This is a genomic window from Bradyrhizobium sp. IC4060, assembly GCF_020193715.1.
Classification (GTDB): domain Bacteria; phylum Pseudomonadota; class Alphaproteobacteria; order Rhizobiales; family Xanthobacteraceae; genus Bradyrhizobium; species Bradyrhizobium yuanmingense.
In genome coordinates, this window is the sequence record NZ_JADYVJ010000016.1 from 89,999 (window position 1) to 110,970 (window position 20,972).

Consider the following 20,972-nt stretch of genomic DNA (forward strand, 5'->3'; position numbering starts at 1 on the left):
GCGATAAGCCGGCGTCTATTTGGTAAATTCACGCGATCGCGAGGCGCGCCACAGCGTCCAGAGCGTGCGCAACCGCGAGGTCGGCTGCAACCTAAACGGATTGCGTCCCGGGCGCGACAGGCGCTCAAGATCGGCCTGCGCCTGGCGCAGCGGCAGAAACGCCGGCCGCAACGGCGGCGCCAACTGCGCCAGCAGCGATGAAGCCGCGGTCATATGCTGCCGGGCTTCACCCGCGAGTTGCTCAAGCACCGCATGGAGATTGGGTGTTTCCTTGCCGGCGAAGACATCTTCCATGCTGCAATCGTGCTTCTCCAGCACCTGCTGCGGCACGAACAATTGCCGGTGCGCGGCATCGCGCGGCAAATTGGCTATGACCTGCACGATACCCTGCGCCAGCCCGGCATGGCGGGCGACATGCTCGGCCGCCTCCGAAGGCGGTCCCAACACGTGCGCTGCCAGGGCGAACAGCGCCGATGAGGTCGCCGCGAGGTAACCTTCCAGCGCGGCCATGGTCGGCATCGGGTCGTTGTAGAGATCGAACTGATGCTCCTCGGCAAGCAGCGACAGCGACTCGACCGGCAGGTCGAAATCGCGAATCGCGCGAAGCAGCTCGGCCGCCACCGGATTGCCTTCGGCGCTGCCATGGACGTGGCCCGACAGCATGTCGGTCCACCATTGCAGGCGGATCTCGCCGGGCAAGGGCTGGCTCACCTGGTCGCGGATGCGAACGATCTCGACGTTGAAGGCATAGATCGCCAGTAACGCGCGGCGCTCGGCGGCCGGCGCAAACAGGGTCGCGGCGTAGCGGGGAAAGTCGTGGCTGCGCACGAGATCGGCGCAGAACGCGGCGGAGTCGGATGGCGGGTTGCTCATGGCACGGCGATCAGCGCGGCGGCAACCCGCCGCCGTTCGCCGATCATGATGTTGTAGGTACGCACGGCCGGGCCGGTCTGCATCGTGTCCAGCACCACCCTCACCGCCTTGAGCGCCTGACGCAGCTCCGGCGGCGGGAGCCACAGCCCCGTTCCAGTGCCGACCAGGAGCGTGTCGATGCTGTTGGCCGCCGTGAACACCCGATCCAGCGAGTAGCGGTCGATCTTCGCGGGATCGATCACGTCCCAGGCCCAGATCGCGTCGGGCAGACAGAGCAGCGAGCCCCGATGCGACATGCCGGCAAAGGCGAAGCCGCCCTTGCCGTAGGCATCGATCGGCGCCGAGCGCGGAAAATGCGGAGCGTTGGGATCGCCGGCCATGAGCTTCGTCCGAATGGGCTTACTGCCCTCGCAAACGCGTGCAAGGGCATGAGGTTCGGATCATGCCTTGCTTTTCTTCGCCGGCGTCGCCGTATCGGGCGCGTCTTCGCGGTGCTCGCCGACGCCGAGATAGATCAGGATCGGCGCTGCAATGAAGATCGAGGTGTAGGTGCCGACCAGCACCACGCCGAACATCATTACCGCGGTGAAGCTGTGGATAGCATGGCCGCCGAACAAGAGCAGCGCGAGCAGCGCGAGCGTCACCGTGACGTGGGTGATGATCGAGCGCGACAGCGTCGAGTTGATGGATTCATTGAGCAGCTGCGGCATCGGCATCTTCTTGTAGCGACGCAGCATTTCCCGGATGCGGTCGTAGATGACGACGGTGTCGTTGAGCGAGTAGCCGAGAATCGTCAGAAGCGCGGCGATGCTGGTCAGATCGAAATCGACCTGGCTGATCGACATGAAGCCGATCGTCAGCACGATGTCGTGCACGTTGGCGATCATGGCGCCCAGCGCGAACTGCCATTCGAACCGGAACCAGAGGTAGATCAGGATCCCGAGAATCGCGAGCATCAGGCCGAGCATGCCGAAGGCCAGCAATTCGCCAGAGACGCGCGGGCCGACCACCTCGACACGGCGATATTCGACGGAATCGCCGAGCGCGGCGCGGACCTTCTGCACGGCTTCCTGCTGGGCGGTGTCCCCACCCGGCTGCTCCGCGACGCGGATCAGGACGTTCTCTGGCCCGCCGAACTGCTGCAACTGCACTTCGCCGAGACGCAAGGAATCGAGCGTCGTGCGCATCGCCGCGATGTCGGCGGCGCCCGATTTTGCCTTAACCTCCAGCAGCGTGCCGCCGCGAAAATCGATGCCGAAATTCAGGCCGTGGGTGAAGAACAATACGATAGCGAGGATCGACAGCGCCGCCGAGATCGGAAAGCTGATGCGACGGAAACGCGTGAAGTCGAAATGCGTATCGTCGGGGACGATGCGCAGCGACGGCAGCAGGCCGAGGGCCGAGACCACGGTGAGGATGGCAATGAGGACGCCGAGCCCGATGAGAACGGTGTGAGTCACGATCAGGCTCCTAGATCGGCACGCTCTGCGGCCGCTTCCACCGCACCCACCAGGCGACGATCAGCCGGGTCAGGGTGAAGGCGGTGAACACCGTGGTGATGATGCCGATGCCGAGCGTCACGGCAAAGCCGCGCACCGGACCGGTGCCGATGTAGAACAGCACCGCGGCAGCAATGAAGGTGGTGATGTTGGAATCGAGGATGGTGGCGAGCGCCCGCTTGAATCCGGCGTCGATCGCCGAGATCGCATTGCGGCCGCCGCGCAATTCCTCGCGGATGCGTTCGTAGATCAGCACGTTGGAGTCGACCGCGATGCCGACGGTGAGCACGATGCCGGCGATGCCGGGCAGCGTCAGCGTGGCGTTGAGCAGCGACAATAAGCCGAAGATCATGGCGACGTTGATGGCCACCGCGATGTTGGCGAACACTCCGAACAGCCGGTAGGTCAGCAGCATGAAGATGATGACAAGGATCGAGCCGACATAGGCCGCCAGCTGGCCCTTCTCGATCGAGTCCTGGCCGAGTCCTGGACCCACGGTGCGCTCCTCGACCACCGTGAGCGGTGCCGGCAATGCGCCGGCGCGCAACAGGATGGCCAGATCGTTGGCCGATTGCACGGTGAAGTTGCCGGAGATCTGGCCTTGGCCGCCGGTAATGGGCTCGCGGATGACGGGCGCCGAGATCACCTTATTGTCCAGCACGATCGCGAACGGCAGCCCCACGTTCTCCTGCGTGGCCTGCGAGAATTTGCGCGCGCCCGAGGTGTTGAACTTGAAGCTGACGACCGGCTCACCCGTGCGCTGGTCAAAGGTCGCCTGCGCATCGGTCAGGTCGCCGCCGGCGACCAGCACCTGCTTCTTGACCACGTAGGGCGTCGGCGGAGGCGAGGCGCTCATCAGCAGTTCGGATTCCGGCGGCACCCTGCCCGCTTGCGCCTGATCCGGCGGCACGGAGGTGTCGACCATGCGGAATTCCATCTTCGCGGTCCTGCCCAGCAGTTCCTTCAGGCGGGTCGGGTCCTGAAGACCGGGGACCTGCACCAGGATGCGGTCGTTGCCCTGGCGCTGGATGACGGGCTCGACGGTGCCGAGCTCGTTGACGCGGCGTTCGACGATCTGGATCGACTGCTCGATGGTCTTGCGCAGGCGATCGAGCACCGCAGCCTGCGGGACGCTCAGGCGGATCACCCCGCCGCCGGCATCAGTCACCTCGAGGTCGCGCTGACCGCTGGATCCCATCAGGCCGCCCAAGGGCTGGGACAGCTCGCGCAACTTGGCAAGCGCCGGCTGCGCATCGGTCTCCTTGGTGATGCGAACCTCGACGGCATCGTTGCGCACGGTGACGCCGCCGGTGAATCCGATCTTGGCGTCGCGCAGGGTCCGGCGAACGTCGTCGCGGACCTGGTCGAGCCGCTCCTTCTTCACATAGGCAGCGTCGACCTCGAGCAGCAGATAGGAGCCGCCCTGGAGGTCGAGGCCGAGCACGATGCGGCGCTGCGCCCAGGCGGGCCAGCTCTTGACTTGCGCCTCGGGGAAGAAGTTGGGGACCGCGCAGAGGCACACGATCAGCGCCGTCAGGATAATCCCCAGCGCCTTCCACCGCGTGAAATACAACATCGACTGGACCTGTCAGATCAGGAGACTTGAGACTCGCGGTGAAGCTCTCACTTCGCCGCGGTGTCGTCCTTGGCGCTCTCTTTTGCGCTTTCCTTGGCCGGCTCGCCCTTGGCGCGCACGCCCGAGATCATCTGGCGCATCTGCCGCACGCGCACGCCGTCGGAAATCTCGAACTCGATCTGGTCGTCGTCGACCACCTTGGTGACCTTGCCGACGAGACCTCCCGAGGTCACGATGGTGTCGCCGCGGCGGATATTCTTCACGAGCTCGGCGTGGTCGCGGACCTTCTTCTGCTGCGGGCGCAGAATCAGGAAGTACATGATCACGAAGATCAGGGCGAACGGCAGCAGCGACATCAACATGCTGTTGGTGTCGCCAGCGGCCGCGGCCTGGGCATACGCAGGGGTAATCAGCATTCGGACGATCCTCGTGAAAACGGGGGAAAGCCGGTCAGGCCCTCAAAGGCGACCGGTTCGGTCAAATTCGCGCGGACTATAGCGGCCATTGCCCCAATTGCAACGCTGCCAGACTGCCCTTTTGGGCCACCTTGCGGCGGCCCGTCAGGCCCGATAAGGCTGCGTTCTCAGGAACTTCGGACATGCCCAAAAACCATAGCAAAAGCCCGGCCGGCAAAGGCCCCCGCACCCCTGCCAACAAGCCCACCCGCCTCGCGGCAAAACGCCCCACGGCGGCGGTCACCAAGGCAGGCCCGGACCTCCCGCAGGAGCGCATCGTCCGCGCCCTGGAGACCATTGCGGCGCACCTCTCCGCGCAGGGCAAGCCGGCGGTCGAGGCCGAGTCGTTCAAGCAGGCGGACGCCTACGTCTGGCATCCCGACGGACGCCTCTCGGCGGTGCCGCGCGTGAGCCGCGTCGAGCTGTTCCTGCTCAAGGGCGTCGACCGGATGCGCGACATCCTGATGGAGAACACCGAGCGCTTCGCCAACGGCCTGCCCGCCAACAACGCCCTGCTCTGGGGCGCACGCGGCATGGGCAAGTCGTCACTGGTGAAGGCGGCGCATGCCAGCATCAACGCGGAGCGCAAACCGGCCGACAAGCTCAAGCTGATCGAGATCCACCGTGAGGACATCGAGAGCCTGCCGGCCCTGATGGAGCAGCTGCGGGCCTCCTCCTTCCGTTTCATCGTGTTCTGCGACGACCTCTCCTTCGACGGCAATGATGCCTCCTACAAGTCGCTCAAGGCGGTCCTCGAAGGCGGCATCGAGGGCCGGCCCGAGAACGTCATCCTCTACGCCACCTCCAACCGGCGCCATCTGCTGGCGCGCGAGATGATCGAGAACGAGCGCTCGACCGCGATCAATCCGGGCGAAGCGGTGGAGGAGAAGGTCTCGCTGTCGGATCGCTTCGGCCTCTGGCTCGGCTTCCACCGCTGCAGCCAGGACGAATATCTCGCCATGGTGCGCGGCTATTGCAGCCATTTCGGGATCAGGGTCGACGACGAGACGCTCGAGCGCGAGGCGCTGGAATGGTCGACGACGCGCGGCTCGCGCTCGGGCCGCGTCGCCTGGCAGTTCGTGCAGGAGCTGGCGGGACGGCTGGGTGTGAAGCTGACGGCGTAGTAGCGCGAGCTGTTACCCCGAATTCAACTGTCATCGCCCGCCTTGTGCGCACTTGCGCACTGGAGCGGGCGATGCAGTATTCCAGAGACGGTTGTTGTCAATCGAGAGGCCGCGGCGTACTGGGTCACCCGGTCGAGCCGGGCGACGACACCGTTCGTGCGGAGGCTACGTAAGTCTCACGCCCCGTTGAGGAATTGAAGCGGGTCAACCGGGCTCGATCCCTTGCGGATCTCGAAGTGGAGCTGCGGCGACGCCACCTCCCCGGATTGACCCGACTTGGCAATGACCTGGCCGCGCTTGATGGTATCGCCGCGCTTCACCAACAGCTCACTCGCATGGGCATATGCGGTGACGTAGCCGTTGGAGTGCCGAACCAGAACCAGATTGCCGTAACCCTTCAGCTCGTTGCCGGAATAGGCGACGACGCCATCTTCGGCCGCCTTGACCGGCGTCCCCTCGGGCACCGCCAGATTGATGCCGTCATTGGACTTGCCATTGGTCTTGGCACCGTAGCTCGTGACCACCTTGCCGCGGACGGGCCAGCGGAAGGTCGGCAGCGCGCCGGTGGCCTCCGCAGCCTTCGCCGGCGTCTCGGCAGCCTTCTCTTCCACATTGCTCGTGGCCTGGGCGAGCCGCGCGCTCTGCACGGGCGCGGCGGCAGTGGCCATCTTGGTCGCGGGTGCCGGAGCTGCCGCAACAGGCTGGAGCGTTCCGGCCACCGGTGCAGCCGCGACCGGAGCCGCAGCAACCGGCGCCGCGACGGCGGCGGTCTTGGCGCCGGGCACGGTCAGCTTGGTGCCGAGCTTCAGCTTTGCCGACGGATCCATGCCGTTGGCACGGGCGAGCTCTGCCGCCGAGATGCGGTTCTTGCGCGCGATGCTGGCGAGCGTGTCGCCACGGTTGACGAAGTGCGTGCTCGGCGGTGCCGCGACGGCAGCAACCGGCTTCGCCGCAGGCGCTGCCGCGACCGGAGCCATCGCGGCCGCCGGTGCAGCTGCGGTCGCAGGAGACGGAATGATCAACTGCTGGCCGGGCGAGAGCGCCCGCGGACCCTTGTAGCCGTTGGCGGCAAGGATCGCCTGCGGCGTGACGCGATAGCGCTTGGCGAGCACGTCGAGCGTGTCGCTGGTCCCGACGATGATCTTGGTTCCGCCGGCCGGCTGGGCGGCCGCGACCGACCGCGGCGGGACGGTCGCCGTGGTCTCCAGGTGCGGTTGTGCCGGGGGCGCATATGAGCTGACGCCGCGTCCGCCGCCGGACACCCCGCCCCCGGAGGCAACGGGATAGGACTGCGGGGCAGATACCGCGGGCGGAGGCAAAGCCTGCGACTGGTAGTAACCGGGCTGCGTCTGCGGCCGCGCATATTGCGGCAACTCACGCTGCGGCGGCGGCGGCTGCTGCACCGAACCGGTCTGCTCGGAGGCGAAAGGATTGGAGAAGTTAGTCTGGGACAGCCGCGACGACATGTCGGCGCTGCACCCTGCAAAGCTGAAGGAGATCAGCGCCAGCACCGCGACCTGCGGCACGCGGCGCGAGTAAAGCAACTCGGCGACAGCGGACATGGTTACTCACTCGTACGCAACAGAACTGGTGTTTTAAGTAAACACGCGGCGAGTAAATAACGGCTTAACCCTCACAATAAGATGTTGGCGGCACTGCCGATCCGGGATTCTACAGCTCCCGCGCCACCCCGGGCAGTGCCGGCACGAAGCGGACCTCGACGAGTTCCTTGCGCTCGATTCCGGTTTCGCTGCGGGCCAGGCGGGTCAGCGTCTGCACGCCCTGATGCGGGCCGACCGGGGCAATCAGGATGCCCCCGACCTCAAGCCGCTCGACCAGGTTCTCCGGTATCTGCTCCATCGCCGCGGTGACGATGATGCGATCGAACGGGCCGATGTTGGGAGGCAGATTGAGACCGTCACCGAGCATCACCTCGACATTGTGACAATCGAGCTTCTCAAGCCGGGCGCGTGCCGTGTCGGCGAGCTTGCGATAGCGCTCGACGGTCAGGACCTGGCCGGCGAGCCGCGACAGCACGGCGGCCTGGTAGCCGGAGCCGGTGCCGATTTCGAGCACCCGGTGCTGCTTCTGGAGCTGGAGCTGCTCGGTCATGTAGGCGACGACGAAGGGCTGGCTGATGGTCTGCCCGCACGCGATCGGCAGCGCGCTGTCACGATAGGCGCCCTCGCGATCGGCCTCGTCGACGAAAAGCTCGCGCGGCACCTCTTCCATGGTCCGCAGCACGGCCTGATCGCTGATGCCCCGACGCCTCAGCGTGAGCTGAAACATCATCTTTTCCGGCGGGTGCTGGTGGGACGTCATTGCTGCTATCGCTCGTCTCGTCTGGCGGATCGCCGTACTGCACCGCAAGAACCCGAGACGAGAATCTTGTTCCGGCTCAGGAACTCATGATATCCTTTCGGCACAGCATTTGACCACAACAAGGCCTTCAGAGCGCTAAGCCATTTGCGAGGTTTGCGTTCGCCGAAACGCGCATTGCGTCGCCTATCGTTATCTGCGAACGTTTACGAGAATGGGCAAGGACTCAACCATGACTGCGACAGGGCTTTCGGGCCGCTCTGTTTTCCTCGTCGAGGACGAGGTCATGATCAGAATGATGGTCGCAGACATGCTGGAGGAGCTTGGCTACAAGGTTGCCGCCGAAGCGGGCGACATCAATGAGGCCATGCGGCTTGCGCAATCCACCGAGTTCGATCTCGCCATTCTCGACGTCAACGTCAACGGCAAGGTCATCTCGCCGGTCGCCGATGTCATCATGGCCAAGGGCTGCCCGTTCATCTTCGCCACCGGCTACGGCTCCTCCGGCCTGCCCGAGCAATATCGCGACCGGCCGGCGCTCCAGAAGCCGTTTCAGCTCGACGCGCTCGGCAAGACCATCGAGGCCGCGCTTCGCGGCAGCTAACCCTTATTTCAGGGTGAGGCCAAGCTGCTCCGAAAACGCCTCGTCAGTGCGGTCGAGCCTGAGCGGGGTGACCGAGACGTAGCGCTCGCGCAGCGCCGCCAGATCGGTGCCGTCGGCGGGCGTGTCGAGCATCGCGGTCCGCTCGAAGCCGATCCAGAAATAAGGATTACCGCGGCCGTCCCGGCGCTCGTCGATCCTGAGGAAGCCGAGATTGCGCTTGCCTTGCCGCGTGACGCGGATGCCAAGCACATCCTCCGGCGCGCAGGATGGGAAGTTGATGTTGATGACGGTGTCCTTCGGAACGCCGGCGGCGATCACCTTGCGCAGGATATCGGGCCCGAATTTGCGGGCCGTGTCCCACGGCGGCCGTTCGCGGGTCTCGACGCTGAACTCCTGCGACAATGCGAATGACGGCAACCCCAGGATGGTGCCTTCCAATGCGCCGGCAATGGTGCCGGAATAGACCACGTCCTCGGCGACGTTGCGGCCCTTATTGACGCCGGACAGCACGACATCGGGCAGCTTGGCTCCCAGGATATGGCGCGCTCCCATGATGACGCAGTCGGTCGGCGTGCCGCGCACGGCGAAGTGCCGTGGGCCGACCTCGCGCAGACGCAAGGGATCGTTCAGCGACAGCGAGTGCGACACGCCGGACTGGTCGAGCTCGGGCGCCACCACCCAGACATCATCGGTCAAAGCGCGCGCAATCTCCTCCACGACCTTGAGGCCGGGAGCGTGGATGCCGTCGTCATTGGTGCAGAGAATGCGCATGCGGAAGGTTCGATTCCTGAAAGCGGGTCTGAGCCGTCTTATCCGGCCAGCGCCGATCAGGCAAACCGGACGATTGCGGTCCGGCGGCCGGTTCCCTTGGTTGGTCCCGCTAGCGGCGAACGCGCCATTGCGGCAGGAAGCGCGCAAGCCGGCCTTCTGCACGCAATTGCATCGCCGGCACGACCGGGTTCACGACGGAAGTCTCGATGACGCCGAGCGCCTTCAGCTGTGCCACGAACGGGTCGGACGTCGGCTCCTGCGGAAAGCGTTCGCGTGCCACGCTCAACGCCTTGTCGAAATCCGCAGCATTGACGCCGGGCTTGGCCCGCCGGCTCTGCACGAGATCATCGTCCCAGAGCCGCGCGATCCCGATGTCGAGAACGCCGCGCAGGCGCTGATCGATGGCCTGGATCCCGGCCCCCGTCACCGCCCATTGTCTTCCGACCCAGAAGATGTCGCGGTGCAAGGCCATGAACGGAGGGTTCGCGTGGACGGGCCGGCAGGATAGCCGGCCGCCCGATCTTCGCAACGCGATTCTCGTCATGCCGCGTTTTCGGACGCGAACCGCTGCCCACTTCGCGGGAAAACCCTTTAGTCGCGCGCGATCACCTTCAGCCCGCCCATATAGGGCTGGAGCACGTCCGGGACCGCGATCGAGCCGTCCTCCTGCTGATAGGTTTCCATCACGGCGATCAGCGCGCGGCCGACTGCGGTGCCGGAGCCGTTCAGCGTGTGCACGAAGCGCGGCTTGCCGTCGGGCCCGCGCGAGCGCGCATCCATGCGCCGTGCCTGGAAGTCGCCGCAGACCGAGCAGCTCGAGATCTCGCGGAACGCCCCGCCCTCGCCCTGCCCGGGCATCCAGACCTCGATGTCATAGGTTTTTTGCGCCGAGAAGCCCATATCTCCTGCGCAGAGCGTCATCACACGGTAATGCAGGTCGAGCTTCTGCAGCACCTGTTCGGCGCAGGACAGCATCCGCTCCAGCTCGTCCTTGCTCACTTCCGGCGTCGTGATCGAGACCAGTTCGACCTTGGTGAACTGGTGCTGGCGGATCATGCCGCGAGTGTCGCGCCCCGCCGCACCCGCCTCGGCGCGGAAGCATGGCGTCAGCGCGGTCAGCCGCATCGGCAATTGCTTCTCATCGAGGATGGATTCGCGGGCGAGATTGGTGAGCGACACTTCGGCGGTGGGGATCAGACCGAGGCGCTCGGTCTTCAGCCGCTCATGGTCCGGCGAGGCGAGCAGCTCGCCCTTGATCGCCCAGAACTGATCGTCCTCGAATTTCGGCAATTGCCCGGTGCCGAACATCACCTCGTTGCGCACCAAGAGCGGCGGATTGATCTCGGTGTAGCCGTGCTCGGTGGTGTGCAGATCGAGCATGAACTGGCCGATGGCACGCTCGAGCCGCGCCAGCCCCTTTTTCAGCACGACGAAACGCGCGCCGGAGAGTTTTGCCGCCGCTTCGAAATCCATGTAGCCGAGCGCGGTGCCGAGATCGTCATGCAGCTTCGGCGCAAAGCCATAGTTGCGCTTGTTGCCGAACACGTGATGCTGCACGTTGCCGTGCTCGTCGAGACCGTCGGGCACGTCCTCGAACGGAATGTTCGGGATCGCGGCCAGCTCTTTGGTCAGCTCATCGTCAGCGGCTTTTGCCGCCGCTTCGAGCTCGGGCATCGTGGTCTTGAGCTCGGCGACCTCGGCCATCAGCTTGGCCGCACGCGGCTCGTCCTTGGCCTTCTTGGCATCGCCGATTTCCTTCGAAGCTGCATTGCGCCGCGCCTGCGCCTGCTCGGAGGCCAGGATCGCCGCACGCCGCTTCTCGTCGATCGCGAGCAGCAAGGCCGACATCGGCTTCAAACCGCGCCGTGCGAGGCCGGCGTCGAAGGCTTGCGGATTGTCGCGGATCGCTTTGATGTCGTGCATGGCTGTGGTCCCGGATCAGCGCGTAAATAGTCAACGTTTATGCCGACAACTTACATTGGCGCGCTTTCCCCTAGCATTCTGTCATCGCCCGTGAAAGCGGGCGATCCAGTATTCCAGAGACGTCAGTGTTTCCCCGAGGGGCCGCGGCGTACTGGATTCCCCGCTCCAGTGCGCAATTGCGCACAAGGCGGGGAATGACACCGGTGGGCTTGGTCGCCCTACTCCGCCGGATTGGCCGGCGTCGACACGTCAGTGCCGGTGGCAGCCTGTGCGGCGGCCGCTTTCCTCTCCACCATCGCCACCGCGAGGATCGAGCCCTCGTAGAGCGCCATTAGCGGAAACGCGAGGGAGCACTGGCTGAGCACGTCGGGCGGCGTCAGCACGGCTGCGATCACGAAGGCCATGACGATGAAGTAGCGGCGCTTCTCGCGCAACATCGTCGAGCTGACGATGCCGATCCGCCCGAGCAGCGTCAGGATCACCGGCAGCTGGAAGGCGATGCCGAAGGCGAAGATCAGCGACATCATCAGCGACAGATATTCGCCGACCTTGGGCAGCAGCTGGATCTGCGCGGTCTCGTCGCCGCCGGTCTGCTGCATGCCGAGCGAGAAGCGCACCAGCATCGGCAGCACGACGAAATAGACCAGCGCCGCGCCCAGGACGAAGAAGAACGGCGTCGCGACCAGATACGGCAGGAACGCCTGCTTCTCGTGCTTGTAGAGCCCGGGCGCGACGAACTTGTAGATCTGCGTCGCCACGATCGGGAACGAGATAAAGCCGGCGCCGAACAGCGCCAGCTTGAGCTGGGTAATGAAATATTCGAGCAGCGCCGTGTAGATGAATTTCGAGTTCTCCGGCCCCGCAATCCACACGAACGGCCAGACAAGCACGTTGTAGATCTGCTTGGCGAAGAAGAAGCAGAAGATGAAGGCCAGGCCAAAGCCGAGCAGCGCCTTGATCAGCCGCGAGCGCAGCTCGATCAAATGGTCCATCAGCGGGGCTTTGCTGGCCTCGATATCGGCGTCGGTCATGACGCTTTGGCGTCCTTGATCGCTTCGGATGGCGCGGTGTCCTGCGCAACCTCTGCCTGTTCGACCTCACGGGTGATCGCGAGCGGCTCGTTCGCGGCCGCATGCGCTTCGGCTTCCATGAAGGTCGACGGCGTCGGGGTCTCCGGTGTCGTGGGCGTGACGGGCGGATCGATGGCAGTAGCGGCCGGCGTCTCGGCCGGCTTGTCCAGCGCATCGATGCGAAGCGCGTCGCTCACGTCCTTCTGGAGCGAGCTCATCGGATTGAAACCCGTGGCGGCTTCCTTGACCTCGTCGAAGCTTTTCTTGAGGTCGGCCATCTCGGCCTCACGCATCGCCTCCTGGAACTGGCCCTGGAATTCGGCCGCCATCTTGCGCGCCTTGCCCATCCACTGCCCGACCATGCGCAGCACGCCCGGCAGCTCTTTCGGGCCGATGGCGATCAGGGCCACGACCCCGATGAGGACCAGTTCACTCCACCCGATGTCGAACATGAGGTCTTCCGTTCACGCGAAGCCGGAGCCGGCCCAATCCCTTGCGCGCAGGATCGGGCCGCTACCCGCGTCTCGCGTGCTTCTTCCGGCTCAGACGGCCTTGCTGCCGACGTCGGACCGTGTCGCGGTCGGCGCAGCATTGTGCTCGATCGACTTCGTCGGCTCGGGCTTCTCGGCAGCCTTGTCGTCGTCCTGCATGCCCTTCTTGAACGCCTTGATGCCCTGAGCCACGTCGCCCATCAGATCCGAAATCTTGCCGCGGCCGAACAGCAGCAGGACCACTGCGATCACCAAGATCCAGTGCCAAATGCTGAGTGAACCCATCCTGCAACCCTCCAAACGCGCATGGCCGGGGACCCGGCCGATCTCACCGAAACCTAGGCTTGGCAGACCTCAAAAACAAGGACCAAGGCAGCGCCAATTCGCTGTCGGCGCTACGCAATCTTGCTAGTGTTAACTGGTCGCAGGGGCCCGTATTTCGCCGGTACGTCAGTCCTCGGCGCCGCCTTCGCTGCCACCCTCATTGCCGCCTTCTGGCGGGCTCTCAGGCTCGACCGCAGGCGCAAGGGCGAGATCGAGGTCATCGCCCGGTTCCAGCGGATCCTCATCCTCCCGCAGGGCCGGATCATCCGACGGCGTCGGCACGCTGAACCCGGTGGGCAGACGCGAATCCAACAGTCCCGTCCCCTTCAGCTCTTCCAGGCCCGGCAGGTCGCCGAGCTGTTCCAGGGTGAACTGCGACAGGAACTCCTCGGTGGTTCCGAAGGTTAAGGGCCGGCCCGGCGTCTTGCGCCGGCCGCGCGGCTTGATCCAGCCGGTCTCCAGCAGCACGTCGAGCGTGCCCTTCGACGTGACGACGCCGCGGATCTCCTCGATCTCGGCCCGCGTCACCGGCTGGTGATAGGCGATGATCGCGAGCACCTCGATTGCGGCCCGCGACAGGCGGCGGGTCTCGGTGCTCTCCCGCGTCATCAGCCAGGCCAGATCGCCCGCGGTGCGGAACGTCCATTTGTTGGCGACGCGAACGAGATTGACGCCGCGCGAGGCATAATCGGCCTGCAACTGCTCGAGCGCAGCCTTGACGTCGACGCCCTCGGGCATGCGCTTGGCCAGCGTCGCGGTGTCCAGCGGTTCATTCGAGGCGAACAGCAGCGCCTCCAGCAGCCGCAACTCCTCGGGACGCGCCTGGGATTCGTTCTCCATCGGCTCGGCCTCTTCTACCCGCACTTCAGCCAGGCTTGCCATGGCAGATTCTCCTTCTTGCACTTAAGCGACCGGCGCATCAGGCGCAGGAGCTGCGTCCGGGACCGGTTTTGGGCGCCCCTTCCGGAAATAGATCGGCGCAAACGCTTCCTTCTGATTCAGCTCGAGCTGACCTTCGCGCACCAGTTCGAGCGCGGCGGCAAAGCTCGAGGCGAACACCGTCGCGCGCTGCGTCGGGTCGGCGACATGCCGGATCAGGAAGTCGTCGAGAACACCCCAATCGTCCTGCTCGGTGATGCTGCCGACCAGCCGCTCCAGCGTGGCGCGTGCTTCGGCGAGCGACCACACCGTGCGCTTGGCCAGATGCACGCTCGCCAGCACGCGCGACTGGCGTTGCGCGGCATAGGCGGTGAGCAAATCATAGAGCGTGGCCGTGTATTTCGGGTGCTTGATCTCGGCGATGTGCTCGGGCTCGCCACGCGCGAAGATGTCGCGCTGCAATTGCGGCCTGTTCATCAGCCGGTTGGCGGCTTCGCGAATGGCTTCCAGGCGGCGCAGCCGGTTGGCGAGCGCCGTCGCCATCTGCTCGGCGCTCGGGCCTTCCGCGCTCGGCGGCTCCGGCAGCAGCAGGCGCGACTTCAGGAAGGCAAGCCATGCGGCCATCACCAGATAGTCCGCGGCGAGCTCCAGCCGGATCTTTCGCGCGGCTTCGATGAAATGGAGGTACTGGTCGGCGAGCGCGAGGATCGAAATCTTGGCGAGATCGACCTTCTGCTGCCGCGCCAGCGCAAGCAACAAATCGAGCGGGCCCTCATAGCCCTCGACGTCCACCACCAACGCCGGCTCACCCTCGGCGAGCTCTGCGGGCCGCCCGGTTTCGAACGATAGGATTTCTGCAGTCATGCCGATGCCGTGTTTGCCCGTGCGATCAATGCATCCAGTTCGGCGCGTGCGGCCACGCGGTCGAACGGCTGCGGCGGCTTGCGTGCGGCGAGCGCGGCGTTCGCACGCTCCAGCGCCCCACCGGCCAGTTCAGGTGTCTCGCCGGCGACGTCGCGCATCTCCTCGATGTTGCCGTTGCAATGCAGGGCCACGTCGCAGCCGGCCGCGAAGATCGCGCGAGTCCGCTCGGCGATATTTCCCGACAGCGCGTTCATCGACACGTCATCACTCATTAACAAACCCTGGAACCCGATTGCGCCGCGAATCACGTCAGCAATCATTGTCGCAGATGTCGTCGCCGGATGGGCGGGGTCGAAGGCGCTAAACACAACATGTGCAGTCATCGCCATCGGCAGATCAGCCAGCGGTTTGAATGCGGCGAAATCGGTCCGCTCCAGCTCGTCCCGGGGCGTGTCGACGGTCGGCAGCTTGAAATGGGTGTCGGCGGTGGCGCGGCCATGCCCGGGAATATGCTTGAGCACCGGCAGCACGCCGCCCTGCTCCAGGCCCTCGGTGACGGCGCGGGCAATCGCCGCGACCTTGCCGGGCTCGGTGCCGTAGGCCCGGTTGCCGATGACCGCATCGGCGCCCGGCACCGGCACATCCGCCAAGGGCAGGCAATCCACGGTAACGCCGAGATCGGCGAGATCGGCTGCGATCAGGCGGGCACTGAGGCGCGCCGCGGTGAGCCCGAGGGCCGAATCAGTGTCGTACAAATTCGCGAATACGGCCCCCGGCGGATAGACCGGCCAGTGTGGCGGCCCCAGCCGCTGCACCCGTCCCCCCTCCTGGTCGATCAGGACCGGCGCGTCGGGGGCCTTCGCGACCGAACGCAATTCTGCAACCAACGCAGCAACTTGTGCTGGTGTTGCGACATTACGCTTGAACAGGATGAAGCCCCATGGGCGTTCGGCACGGATAAACTCCCGCTCGGCGGCGGTCAGTTCCGTTCCGGATACGCCGGTAATGAAGGCCCGCGTGCTCATAACCGGCCGATTAACTCTGCCCCGCGAGGGGGTCAAGGAAACGACCGTTAATTCCTCTGGACGAAGCAGGCAGACAGGCCTGCGGACTTCAGATTGTTGCAGGCTTGCGTCGCTTCCTCGGCCGAACCATAGGGGCCGGCGAAGGCGCGGTAGACGACTCCCTTGCCCTTGTCGGTGAGGTCGACACGCTTGATGACGGGCGAACGGGAGCCGAGCACGCTGCCGTATTTGCTCTGAAGCACCCGGTAGGATGCGGCGGCGCTATCCTCGCTCTGCTGCGAGGAGACTTGCACGATGTAGCCGCCACCGCTGCTGGTGGGCGCGATCTGCGTCGGGTTGGTCGCAGCTATCCGCTGCGGCGGCTCGGCCGCCGGGGACGATTGCGGCGCCAGCGACATCGGCTGGTTGGCGCTGGCATTGGCCGAGGTCGGCGGATTGCGCGGCGCGGCGGGCGCAACCGGCGCGGCAACGGGCTTCGGCGCCGCGGGCGCCGGCTTGGCGGCGGCCGATTGCGGCACGGCGCTATCGGTCTGATCGCCCTTCACCGCAACGGTCCTGATCGCGCGCGGCGAATTGTTCGGCAGCGTGCCGTTGCTCGGGCTCGGACCCGCGCTCGGCGGCGGCACGGTGGATGGTGACACGCTCGCCACCGAGGGCGGATTCGCATTCTGGTTCAGCGGCGGGAACACCACGCGCGGCCCGCCCGCCTTGGCGTTGACGTCGACGGGCGCCTCCTCGCGCGGCACGATCTTTTCAGTGCCGTCACCGCTGACCATGCGATCCGGCACCTTGGCCGCGGAGTCCGTCGGCGCCGGCACGATCTTGGTCGGGGTGTTGTCGGCCTTGATGATCGGCGGCTCGCCGCTGCGAGGCGAGCCGATATAGGTCTTGTAGGCGAATGCAGCACCGGTGCCGAGCACGGCAAGCGCCAGGATCGCCGCGACCGTCATCATGCCGCCGCGCTGCTTCTTCGGCTCCTCGACCTCGTCCTCCGGATAGTCGCTCTGGTCGGCGTAAGGGTCGTCGGGATAGGCCGGCTCGCGCTGATAGTCCTGCTCGCCTGTCTCCAGCCGACCATAGAGCGCATCGTCGTAGCGCGACGGATCGGGCTGCGCATACGGCTCCTGATAGGATTGCTCCTGGTAGGCCTGACCATGCTGCTGATTGGCCTGCTCCTGATGAGCCTGATCTTGATAGGTGTCCTGATAGGCCTGGGGCTGATAAACGACAGGCTCGGGCGCGGCAGACTTGGCGGCGTAGCGATGCAGCGGGTGGACCGGGCTTACGGTGACCGGATAGTCAGGCTCCGGCGCAGGTGCCGGCTGCGGTTGCACGTTGGCACGCCGCATCCATGAGGGCGGCGACGGTGCCTGCTCCGCGTAGTCCTGCTGATCATCGAGCTGGCGGTAATCGTGGTCCTGATAGCTCTGGACCGGCGGACGCGACTGCGCTGCAAACGGATCGGTCTGCCCGATCAGACGGGCGAGCTCGGCCAAGGGATCGCTATCCGCCTTCCCATGCTGGTCGCCGCCGCGACCATAGTCATCGGAAGGAAACGGTCTGTCCTGATATCGTTCGGCCATCGTGATGATGCGTCCCTTCGGGAAAGCCGCGCGCCCCTCGACCAAGGCACGGCTTTCGACCCACAAGGCTTTCAACCAAGTCTAAGCGATCCGGCTTCTGCCGGTTACCCCCGAATTCCCCTTAAGTAGTTCGCCCCAAACTACCGCATCTCGTCCGGGGCATGGACGCCGAGGATGGCGAGGCCCGATGCCAGGACCGAGACGACGCCCTGGACCATTGCCAATCGCGCCTTTGTAAGATCTGCATCATTATTGATAATGAAGCGTAAATAGGGCAAATCGCGCCCTTTCGTCCAAAGTGCATGAAATTCGCTGGCTAAATCATAGAGATAAAAGGCAATTCGGTGCGGCTCATGGGCCGCGGCGGCAGCTTCCAGCATGCGCGGATAAATTGCTAGGCGCTTAAGAAGATCGAGCTCGACGGGGTCCGACAGCCGTTCCACCGCCGACTCAGCGAGCCATGCGATCCGCGGGCCGGCATCCTCCGGGAGTTCCGGGAACACCTCGGCGCGGGCATTGCGGAAGATCGAGTGACCGCGAGCATGGCCGTACTGGACGTAGAACACCGGGTTGTCCCGCGACTGTTCCATGACCTTGGCGAGATCGAAATCGAGCACCGCGTCGTTCTTCCGGTACAGCATCATGAAGCGGACGGCGTCCTGGCCGACCTCATCCACCACTTCACGCAAGGTGACGAAGTCCCCGCTCCGCTTGGACATCTTCACCGGCTCGCCGTTGCGCAAGAGCTTCACGAGCTGGACGATCTTGACGTCCAGCGATCCCTTAGCCGACGTCGTCGCCTTCACCGCGGCCTGCATGCGCTTGATGTATCCGCCGTGATCGGCGCCCCAGACGTCGATCATCTCGGCAAAGCCGCGGTCGAACTTGTCCTTGTGATAGGCGATGTCGGAGGCGAAATAGGTATAGGAATTATCCGACTTGATCAGCGGACGATCGACGTCGTCGCCGTAGGCGGTCGCCCTGAATAGCAGCTGCTCGCGGTCTTCCCAATCCTCGACCGGCGCGCCCTTCGGCGGCGGCAGGCGGCCTTCGTAAATGTCGCCCTTGGCCTTCAGGAAGTCGATGGTCTCCGCAACCTTGTTGTTGCCGGTCTCGATGAGGGAGCGCTCGGAGAAGAACACGTCGTGGCGGATGTTGAGGGCGGCGAGATCGTCCTTGATCTCGTCCATCATCATCGCGATCGCCTTGGCGCGCACGGTCGGCAGCCACTGGGCCTCGCTCATCGCGAGCAGCTTGTCGCCATGCTCCGTCGCCAGCGCCTGCCCGACCGGCTTGAGGTAGTCGCCGGGATAGAGCCCTTCCGGGATCGCGCCAATATCCTCGCCGAGCGCTTCGCGATACCTGAGGAAGGCTGAGCGCGCGAGCACGTCGACCTGGGCGCCGGCGTCATTGATGTAATATTCGCGCGTGACATCGTGGCCGGCGAACTGGAGCAGGCTCGCCAGCGCGTCGCCGAACACGGCGCCGCGGCAATGGCCGACATGCATCGGCCCGGTCGGATTGGCGGAGACGTATTCGACATTGACCTTGGTGCCGCCCCGGATGCGGCCGTAATCGGCGCCTTCGCGCAGCACCGTGCGCAGCGCCTCGGCCCAGGCGGCGGGCTTCAGAGTCAGATTGATGAAGCCGGGACCGGCGACATCGACCTTGGCGATCAGCGCGTCGGCACGCAGCCGTTCGGCAATCTGCTCGGCGAGATCGCGCGGCTTTGCCTTTGCCTCTTTCGCAAGCACCATGGCGGCGTTGGTCGCCATGTCGCCATGGGAGGCATCGCGCGGCGGCTCGACGACGACGCGGGAGAAATCGATGCCCTCGGGCCAGCTGGAATCCGCCGCAAGCGCGCGGCAGGCGCCGTGCACGCGTGCGAGCACGTCGGCGAACAGATGCAGCGATGAGGATGTCTGGGGCATGGCCGCCGCCTAACGCAAATCCGGGGTCGAGTCAAAGAGCCGCTGGTGCTCGGTCAGGGCGAAACGGTCGGTCATTCCGGCGATGAAATTGCCGATCCGACGGGCCCGGTCGCCCTCATCGTCCGCCTCCGACCCCAGCAGCCATTCCGGCGGCAGCTCGCTGGGGGATTTCAGGTATTTTGCGAACAGGTCAAACAGGATCTGCTCGGCCTCGCCCATCACCCGCATCACCCGCGCGTGGCGGTACATGTGCTGGTACAGGAAGCGTTTGATGGCGGCCTCTTCCTCGGCCACTTCGGCGGGGAACGCGACCAGCGCCCGGCTCTGCCCGCGGACATCCTGGGCCGATTGCGGCTTCACGGCCGCGAGGTTCTTCCCTGTCTCCGCAAACACCGCTCCGATCAGGTGCGAGATCAGCTCGCGCACCAGCTCAGCACCGCGCCGGACGTCTTCAAGATCGGGATAATGCGCCGCAGTCTCGGCGATGATCTCCGCCGTCAGCGGCATCACCTTGAGATCGTCGAGCTGGAACAGGCCGGCGCGCAGACCGTCATCGATGTCGTGGGCATCATAGGCGATGTCGTCGGCGATCGCGGCGACCTGCGCCTCCAGCGAGGCGAAGCTCCACAATTCGAGATCGTAGGTCTTGACGTAGTCGGCGATCCCGACGGGAACGCCATGCTCGCGGTAGCCCCCGACCGGGGCGCCGCTGCGGTCGGTCAGCGGACCGTTATGCTTGACGATGCCTTCCAGCGATTCCCAAGTCAGGTTGAGCCCGTCGAACTCGGGATAGCGGTGCTCGAGCGAAGCCACGACGCGCAGCGTCTGGGCATTGTGGTCGAAGCCCCCGAACGCCTTCAGACAGGCGTCCAGGGCCCGCTCGCCGGCATGCCCGAACGGCGGATGACCGAGATCGTGCGCGAGCGCCAGAGTTTCGGTGAGGTCCTCGTCGAGCCCGAGCTGGCGGGCCAGCGCGCGGGCGATCTGGGCCACCTCCAGCGAATGGGTCAGCCGGGTGCGGTAGTGGTCGCCCTCGTGGAACACGAACACCTGGGTCTTGTACTTGAGGCGGCGGAACGCGGTGGAATGGATCACCCGATCGCAATCGCGCCGGAACGGGCTGCGGGTCCGGCTCGGAGGCTCGGCGACCAGCCGGCCGCGGCTGCGATCGGGGTCGCAGGCATAGGGCGCGCGGGGGGCTGCCATTCCGACGGACACGGCGAATTTAGTCCCTATCCATTTGATTCTGCGTATGGTGGCACTTAACTATGTCGGGCGCGGGATACCAAATGAATTGGGTATGACGCCGGGACTATCGGAGACCAGCAATGACGACTGCCGTGACCATCAGCGACCGGGCCGCACGCCGGATTGGGGAGATCCTCAAGGGCGAAGGCTCGGGCGCGATGCTGCGCATTTCGGTCGAGGGCGGCGGCTGCTCCGGCTTCCAGTACAAGTTCGACATCGACCGCGCCCGCACCGACGACGATCTCGTGATCGAGCAGGACAATGCGGTGGTGCTGGTCGATTCCGCCTCCCAGCCGTTCCTGGCGGGGTCGCAGGTCGATTTCGTCGACGACCTGATCGGCGCGTCGTTCCGCGTCAACAATCCCAACGCCACCGCGTCCTGCGGCTGCGGGACGAGCTTCTCGGTCTAGCGC

Annotated in this window: 22 protein-coding genes; 3 read left to right on the top strand and 19 right to left on the bottom strand. The window is 65.3% G+C overall.

The window, feature by feature from the left end:
• Positions 1 to 15 precede the first annotated feature (15 nt).
• From I6F16_RS33180 to yajC, 5 genes are read right to left on the bottom strand one after another with little or no spacing between them, the layout of a single operon-like run.
• On the bottom strand, positions 16 to 873 hold the full coding sequence (locus I6F16_RS33180) for a phytoene/squalene synthase family protein (protein WP_225112480.1): 858 nt from the start codon (positions 871 to 873) through the stop codon (positions 16 to 18).
• A complete protein-coding gene (locus tag I6F16_RS33185) occupies positions 870 to 1,253 on the bottom strand; it encodes an MTH938/NDUFAF3 family protein (protein WP_128261560.1) in 384 nt (127 codons plus the stop codon). The genes I6F16_RS33180 and I6F16_RS33185 overlap by 4 nt, the downstream gene beginning before the upstream one ends.
• Positions 1,254 to 1,313: 60 nt before the next feature.
• A complete protein-coding gene (gene secF, locus I6F16_RS33190; protein ID WP_225112481.1) occupies positions 1,314 to 2,333 on the bottom strand; it encodes a protein translocase subunit SecF in 1,020 nt (339 codons plus the stop codon).
• 10 nt (positions 2,334 to 2,343) lie between these two features.
• Positions 2,344 to 3,948: a protein translocase subunit SecD gene (gene secD, locus I6F16_RS33195; protein WP_036012748.1), complete on the bottom strand. Its 1,605-nt coding sequence runs from the start codon at positions 3,946 to 3,948 to the stop codon at positions 2,344 to 2,346.
• A gap of 47 nt (positions 3,949 to 3,995) precedes the next feature.
• On the bottom strand, positions 3,996 to 4,364 hold the full coding sequence (yajC, locus tag I6F16_RS33200) for a preprotein translocase subunit YajC (protein WP_036012751.1): 369 nt from the start codon (positions 4,362 to 4,364) through the stop codon (positions 3,996 to 3,998).
• Positions 4,365 to 4,546: 182 nt separating this feature from the next.
• Here yajC and I6F16_RS33205 point away from each other — a divergent pair, with 182 nt between their 5' ends.
• Entirely contained in the window at positions 4,547 to 5,527 is a 981-nt protein-coding gene (locus I6F16_RS33205) for an ATP-binding protein (protein ID WP_225174301.1), read from the top strand.
• A 176-nt stretch (positions 5,528 to 5,703) separates the two neighbouring features.
• On the opposite strand, the gene I6F16_RS33210 is transcribed toward I6F16_RS33205, so the two are convergent.
• Entirely contained in the window at positions 5,704 to 7,089 is a 1,386-nt protein-coding gene (locus I6F16_RS33210) for a LysM peptidoglycan-binding domain-containing M23 family metallopeptidase (protein ID WP_225112482.1), read from the bottom strand.
• Between the two features lie 109 nt (positions 7,090 to 7,198).
• Positions 7,199 to 7,849, bottom strand: coding sequence for a protein-L-isoaspartate(D-aspartate) O-methyltransferase (locus I6F16_RS33215; RefSeq protein ID WP_085969151.1), 651 nt, complete (start codon positions 7,847 to 7,849; stop codon positions 7,199 to 7,201).
• Positions 7,850 to 8,078: 229 nt separating this feature from the next.
• Between I6F16_RS33215 and I6F16_RS33220 the strand changes: the two genes are divergently transcribed.
• Positions 8,079 to 8,450: a response regulator gene (locus I6F16_RS33220; protein WP_036044248.1), complete on the top strand. Its 372-nt coding sequence runs from the start codon at positions 8,079 to 8,081 to the stop codon at positions 8,448 to 8,450.
• Between the two features lie 3 nt (positions 8,451 to 8,453).
• Here the strand turns inward: I6F16_RS33220 and surE are convergent, their stop codons facing one another.
• The 12 genes from surE to I6F16_RS33280 form a co-directional block, all read right to left on the bottom strand.
• Positions 8,454 to 9,221, bottom strand: coding sequence for a 5'/3'-nucleotidase SurE (gene surE, locus I6F16_RS33225; protein WP_192893197.1), 768 nt, complete (start codon positions 9,219 to 9,221; stop codon positions 8,454 to 8,456).
• A gap of 109 nt (positions 9,222 to 9,330) precedes the next feature.
• Positions 9,331 to 9,693 (bottom strand): hypothetical protein, encoded by a 363-nt coding sequence (locus I6F16_RS33230; RefSeq protein ID WP_109143663.1) that lies wholly within the window; start codon positions 9,691 to 9,693, stop codon positions 9,331 to 9,333.
• A gap of 119 nt (positions 9,694 to 9,812) precedes the next feature.
• Positions 9,813 to 11,144, bottom strand: coding sequence for a serine--tRNA ligase (serS, locus tag I6F16_RS33235; RefSeq protein WP_225112483.1), 1,332 nt, complete (start codon positions 11,142 to 11,144; stop codon positions 9,813 to 9,815).
• A gap of 218 nt (positions 11,145 to 11,362) precedes the next feature.
• Positions 11,363 to 12,175, bottom strand: coding sequence for a twin-arginine translocase subunit TatC (gene tatC, locus I6F16_RS33240; protein WP_036012758.1), 813 nt, complete (start codon positions 12,173 to 12,175; stop codon positions 11,363 to 11,365).
• Positions 12,172 to 12,666: a Sec-independent protein translocase protein TatB gene (gene tatB, locus I6F16_RS33245; RefSeq protein ID WP_225112484.1), complete on the bottom strand. Its 495-nt coding sequence runs from the start codon at positions 12,664 to 12,666 to the stop codon at positions 12,172 to 12,174. Before tatB ends, tatC begins: the two co-directional genes overlap by 4 nt.
• Before the next feature lie 90 nt (positions 12,667 to 12,756).
• Positions 12,757 to 12,990: a twin-arginine translocase TatA/TatE family subunit gene (locus tag I6F16_RS33250; RefSeq protein WP_225112485.1), complete on the bottom strand. Its 234-nt coding sequence runs from the start codon at positions 12,988 to 12,990 to the stop codon at positions 12,757 to 12,759.
• A 165-nt stretch (positions 12,991 to 13,155) separates the two neighbouring features.
• Positions 13,156 to 13,911, bottom strand: coding sequence for an SMC-Scp complex subunit ScpB (scpB, locus tag I6F16_RS33255; RefSeq protein WP_036012763.1), 756 nt, complete (start codon positions 13,909 to 13,911; stop codon positions 13,156 to 13,158).
• A 21-nt stretch (positions 13,912 to 13,932) separates the two neighbouring features.
• Positions 13,933 to 14,772, bottom strand: a complete 840-nt coding sequence (locus I6F16_RS33260; RefSeq protein ID WP_036012765.1) for a ScpA family protein — start codon at positions 14,770 to 14,772, stop codon at positions 13,933 to 13,935.
• The gene (gene nagZ / locus I6F16_RS33265) at positions 14,769 to 15,797 is read right to left on the bottom strand and encodes a beta-N-acetylhexosaminidase (RefSeq protein WP_225112486.1); all 1,029 of its coding nucleotides are present in this window, start codon (positions 15,795 to 15,797) and stop codon (positions 14,769 to 14,771) included. Before nagZ ends, I6F16_RS33260 begins: the two co-directional genes overlap by 4 nt.
• 47 nt (positions 15,798 to 15,844) lie before the next feature.
• A complete protein-coding gene (locus I6F16_RS33270) occupies positions 15,845 to 17,380 on the bottom strand; it encodes an SPOR domain-containing protein (RefSeq protein ID WP_225112487.1) in 1,536 nt (511 codons plus the stop codon).
• A gap of 140 nt (positions 17,381 to 17,520) precedes the next feature.
• Positions 17,521 to 19,311: an arginine--tRNA ligase gene (argS, locus tag I6F16_RS33275; protein ID WP_225150016.1), complete on the bottom strand. Its 1,791-nt coding sequence runs from the start codon at positions 19,309 to 19,311 to the stop codon at positions 17,521 to 17,523.
• 9 nt (positions 19,312 to 19,320) lie between these two features.
• Positions 19,321 to 20,529 carry a deoxyguanosinetriphosphate triphosphohydrolase gene (locus I6F16_RS33280; protein ID WP_225112489.1) on the bottom strand — a complete coding sequence of 403 codons (1,209 nt, stop codon included), beginning with the start codon at positions 20,527 to 20,529 and terminating at the stop codon, positions 19,321 to 19,323.
• Positions 20,530 to 20,639: 110 nt separating this feature from the next.
• Between I6F16_RS33280 and erpA the strand changes: the two genes are divergently transcribed.
• A complete protein-coding gene (erpA, locus tag I6F16_RS33285) occupies positions 20,640 to 20,969 on the top strand; it encodes an iron-sulfur cluster insertion protein ErpA (RefSeq protein ID WP_024342679.1) in 330 nt (109 codons plus the stop codon).
• Positions 20,970 to 20,972: the final 3 nt, after the last annotated feature.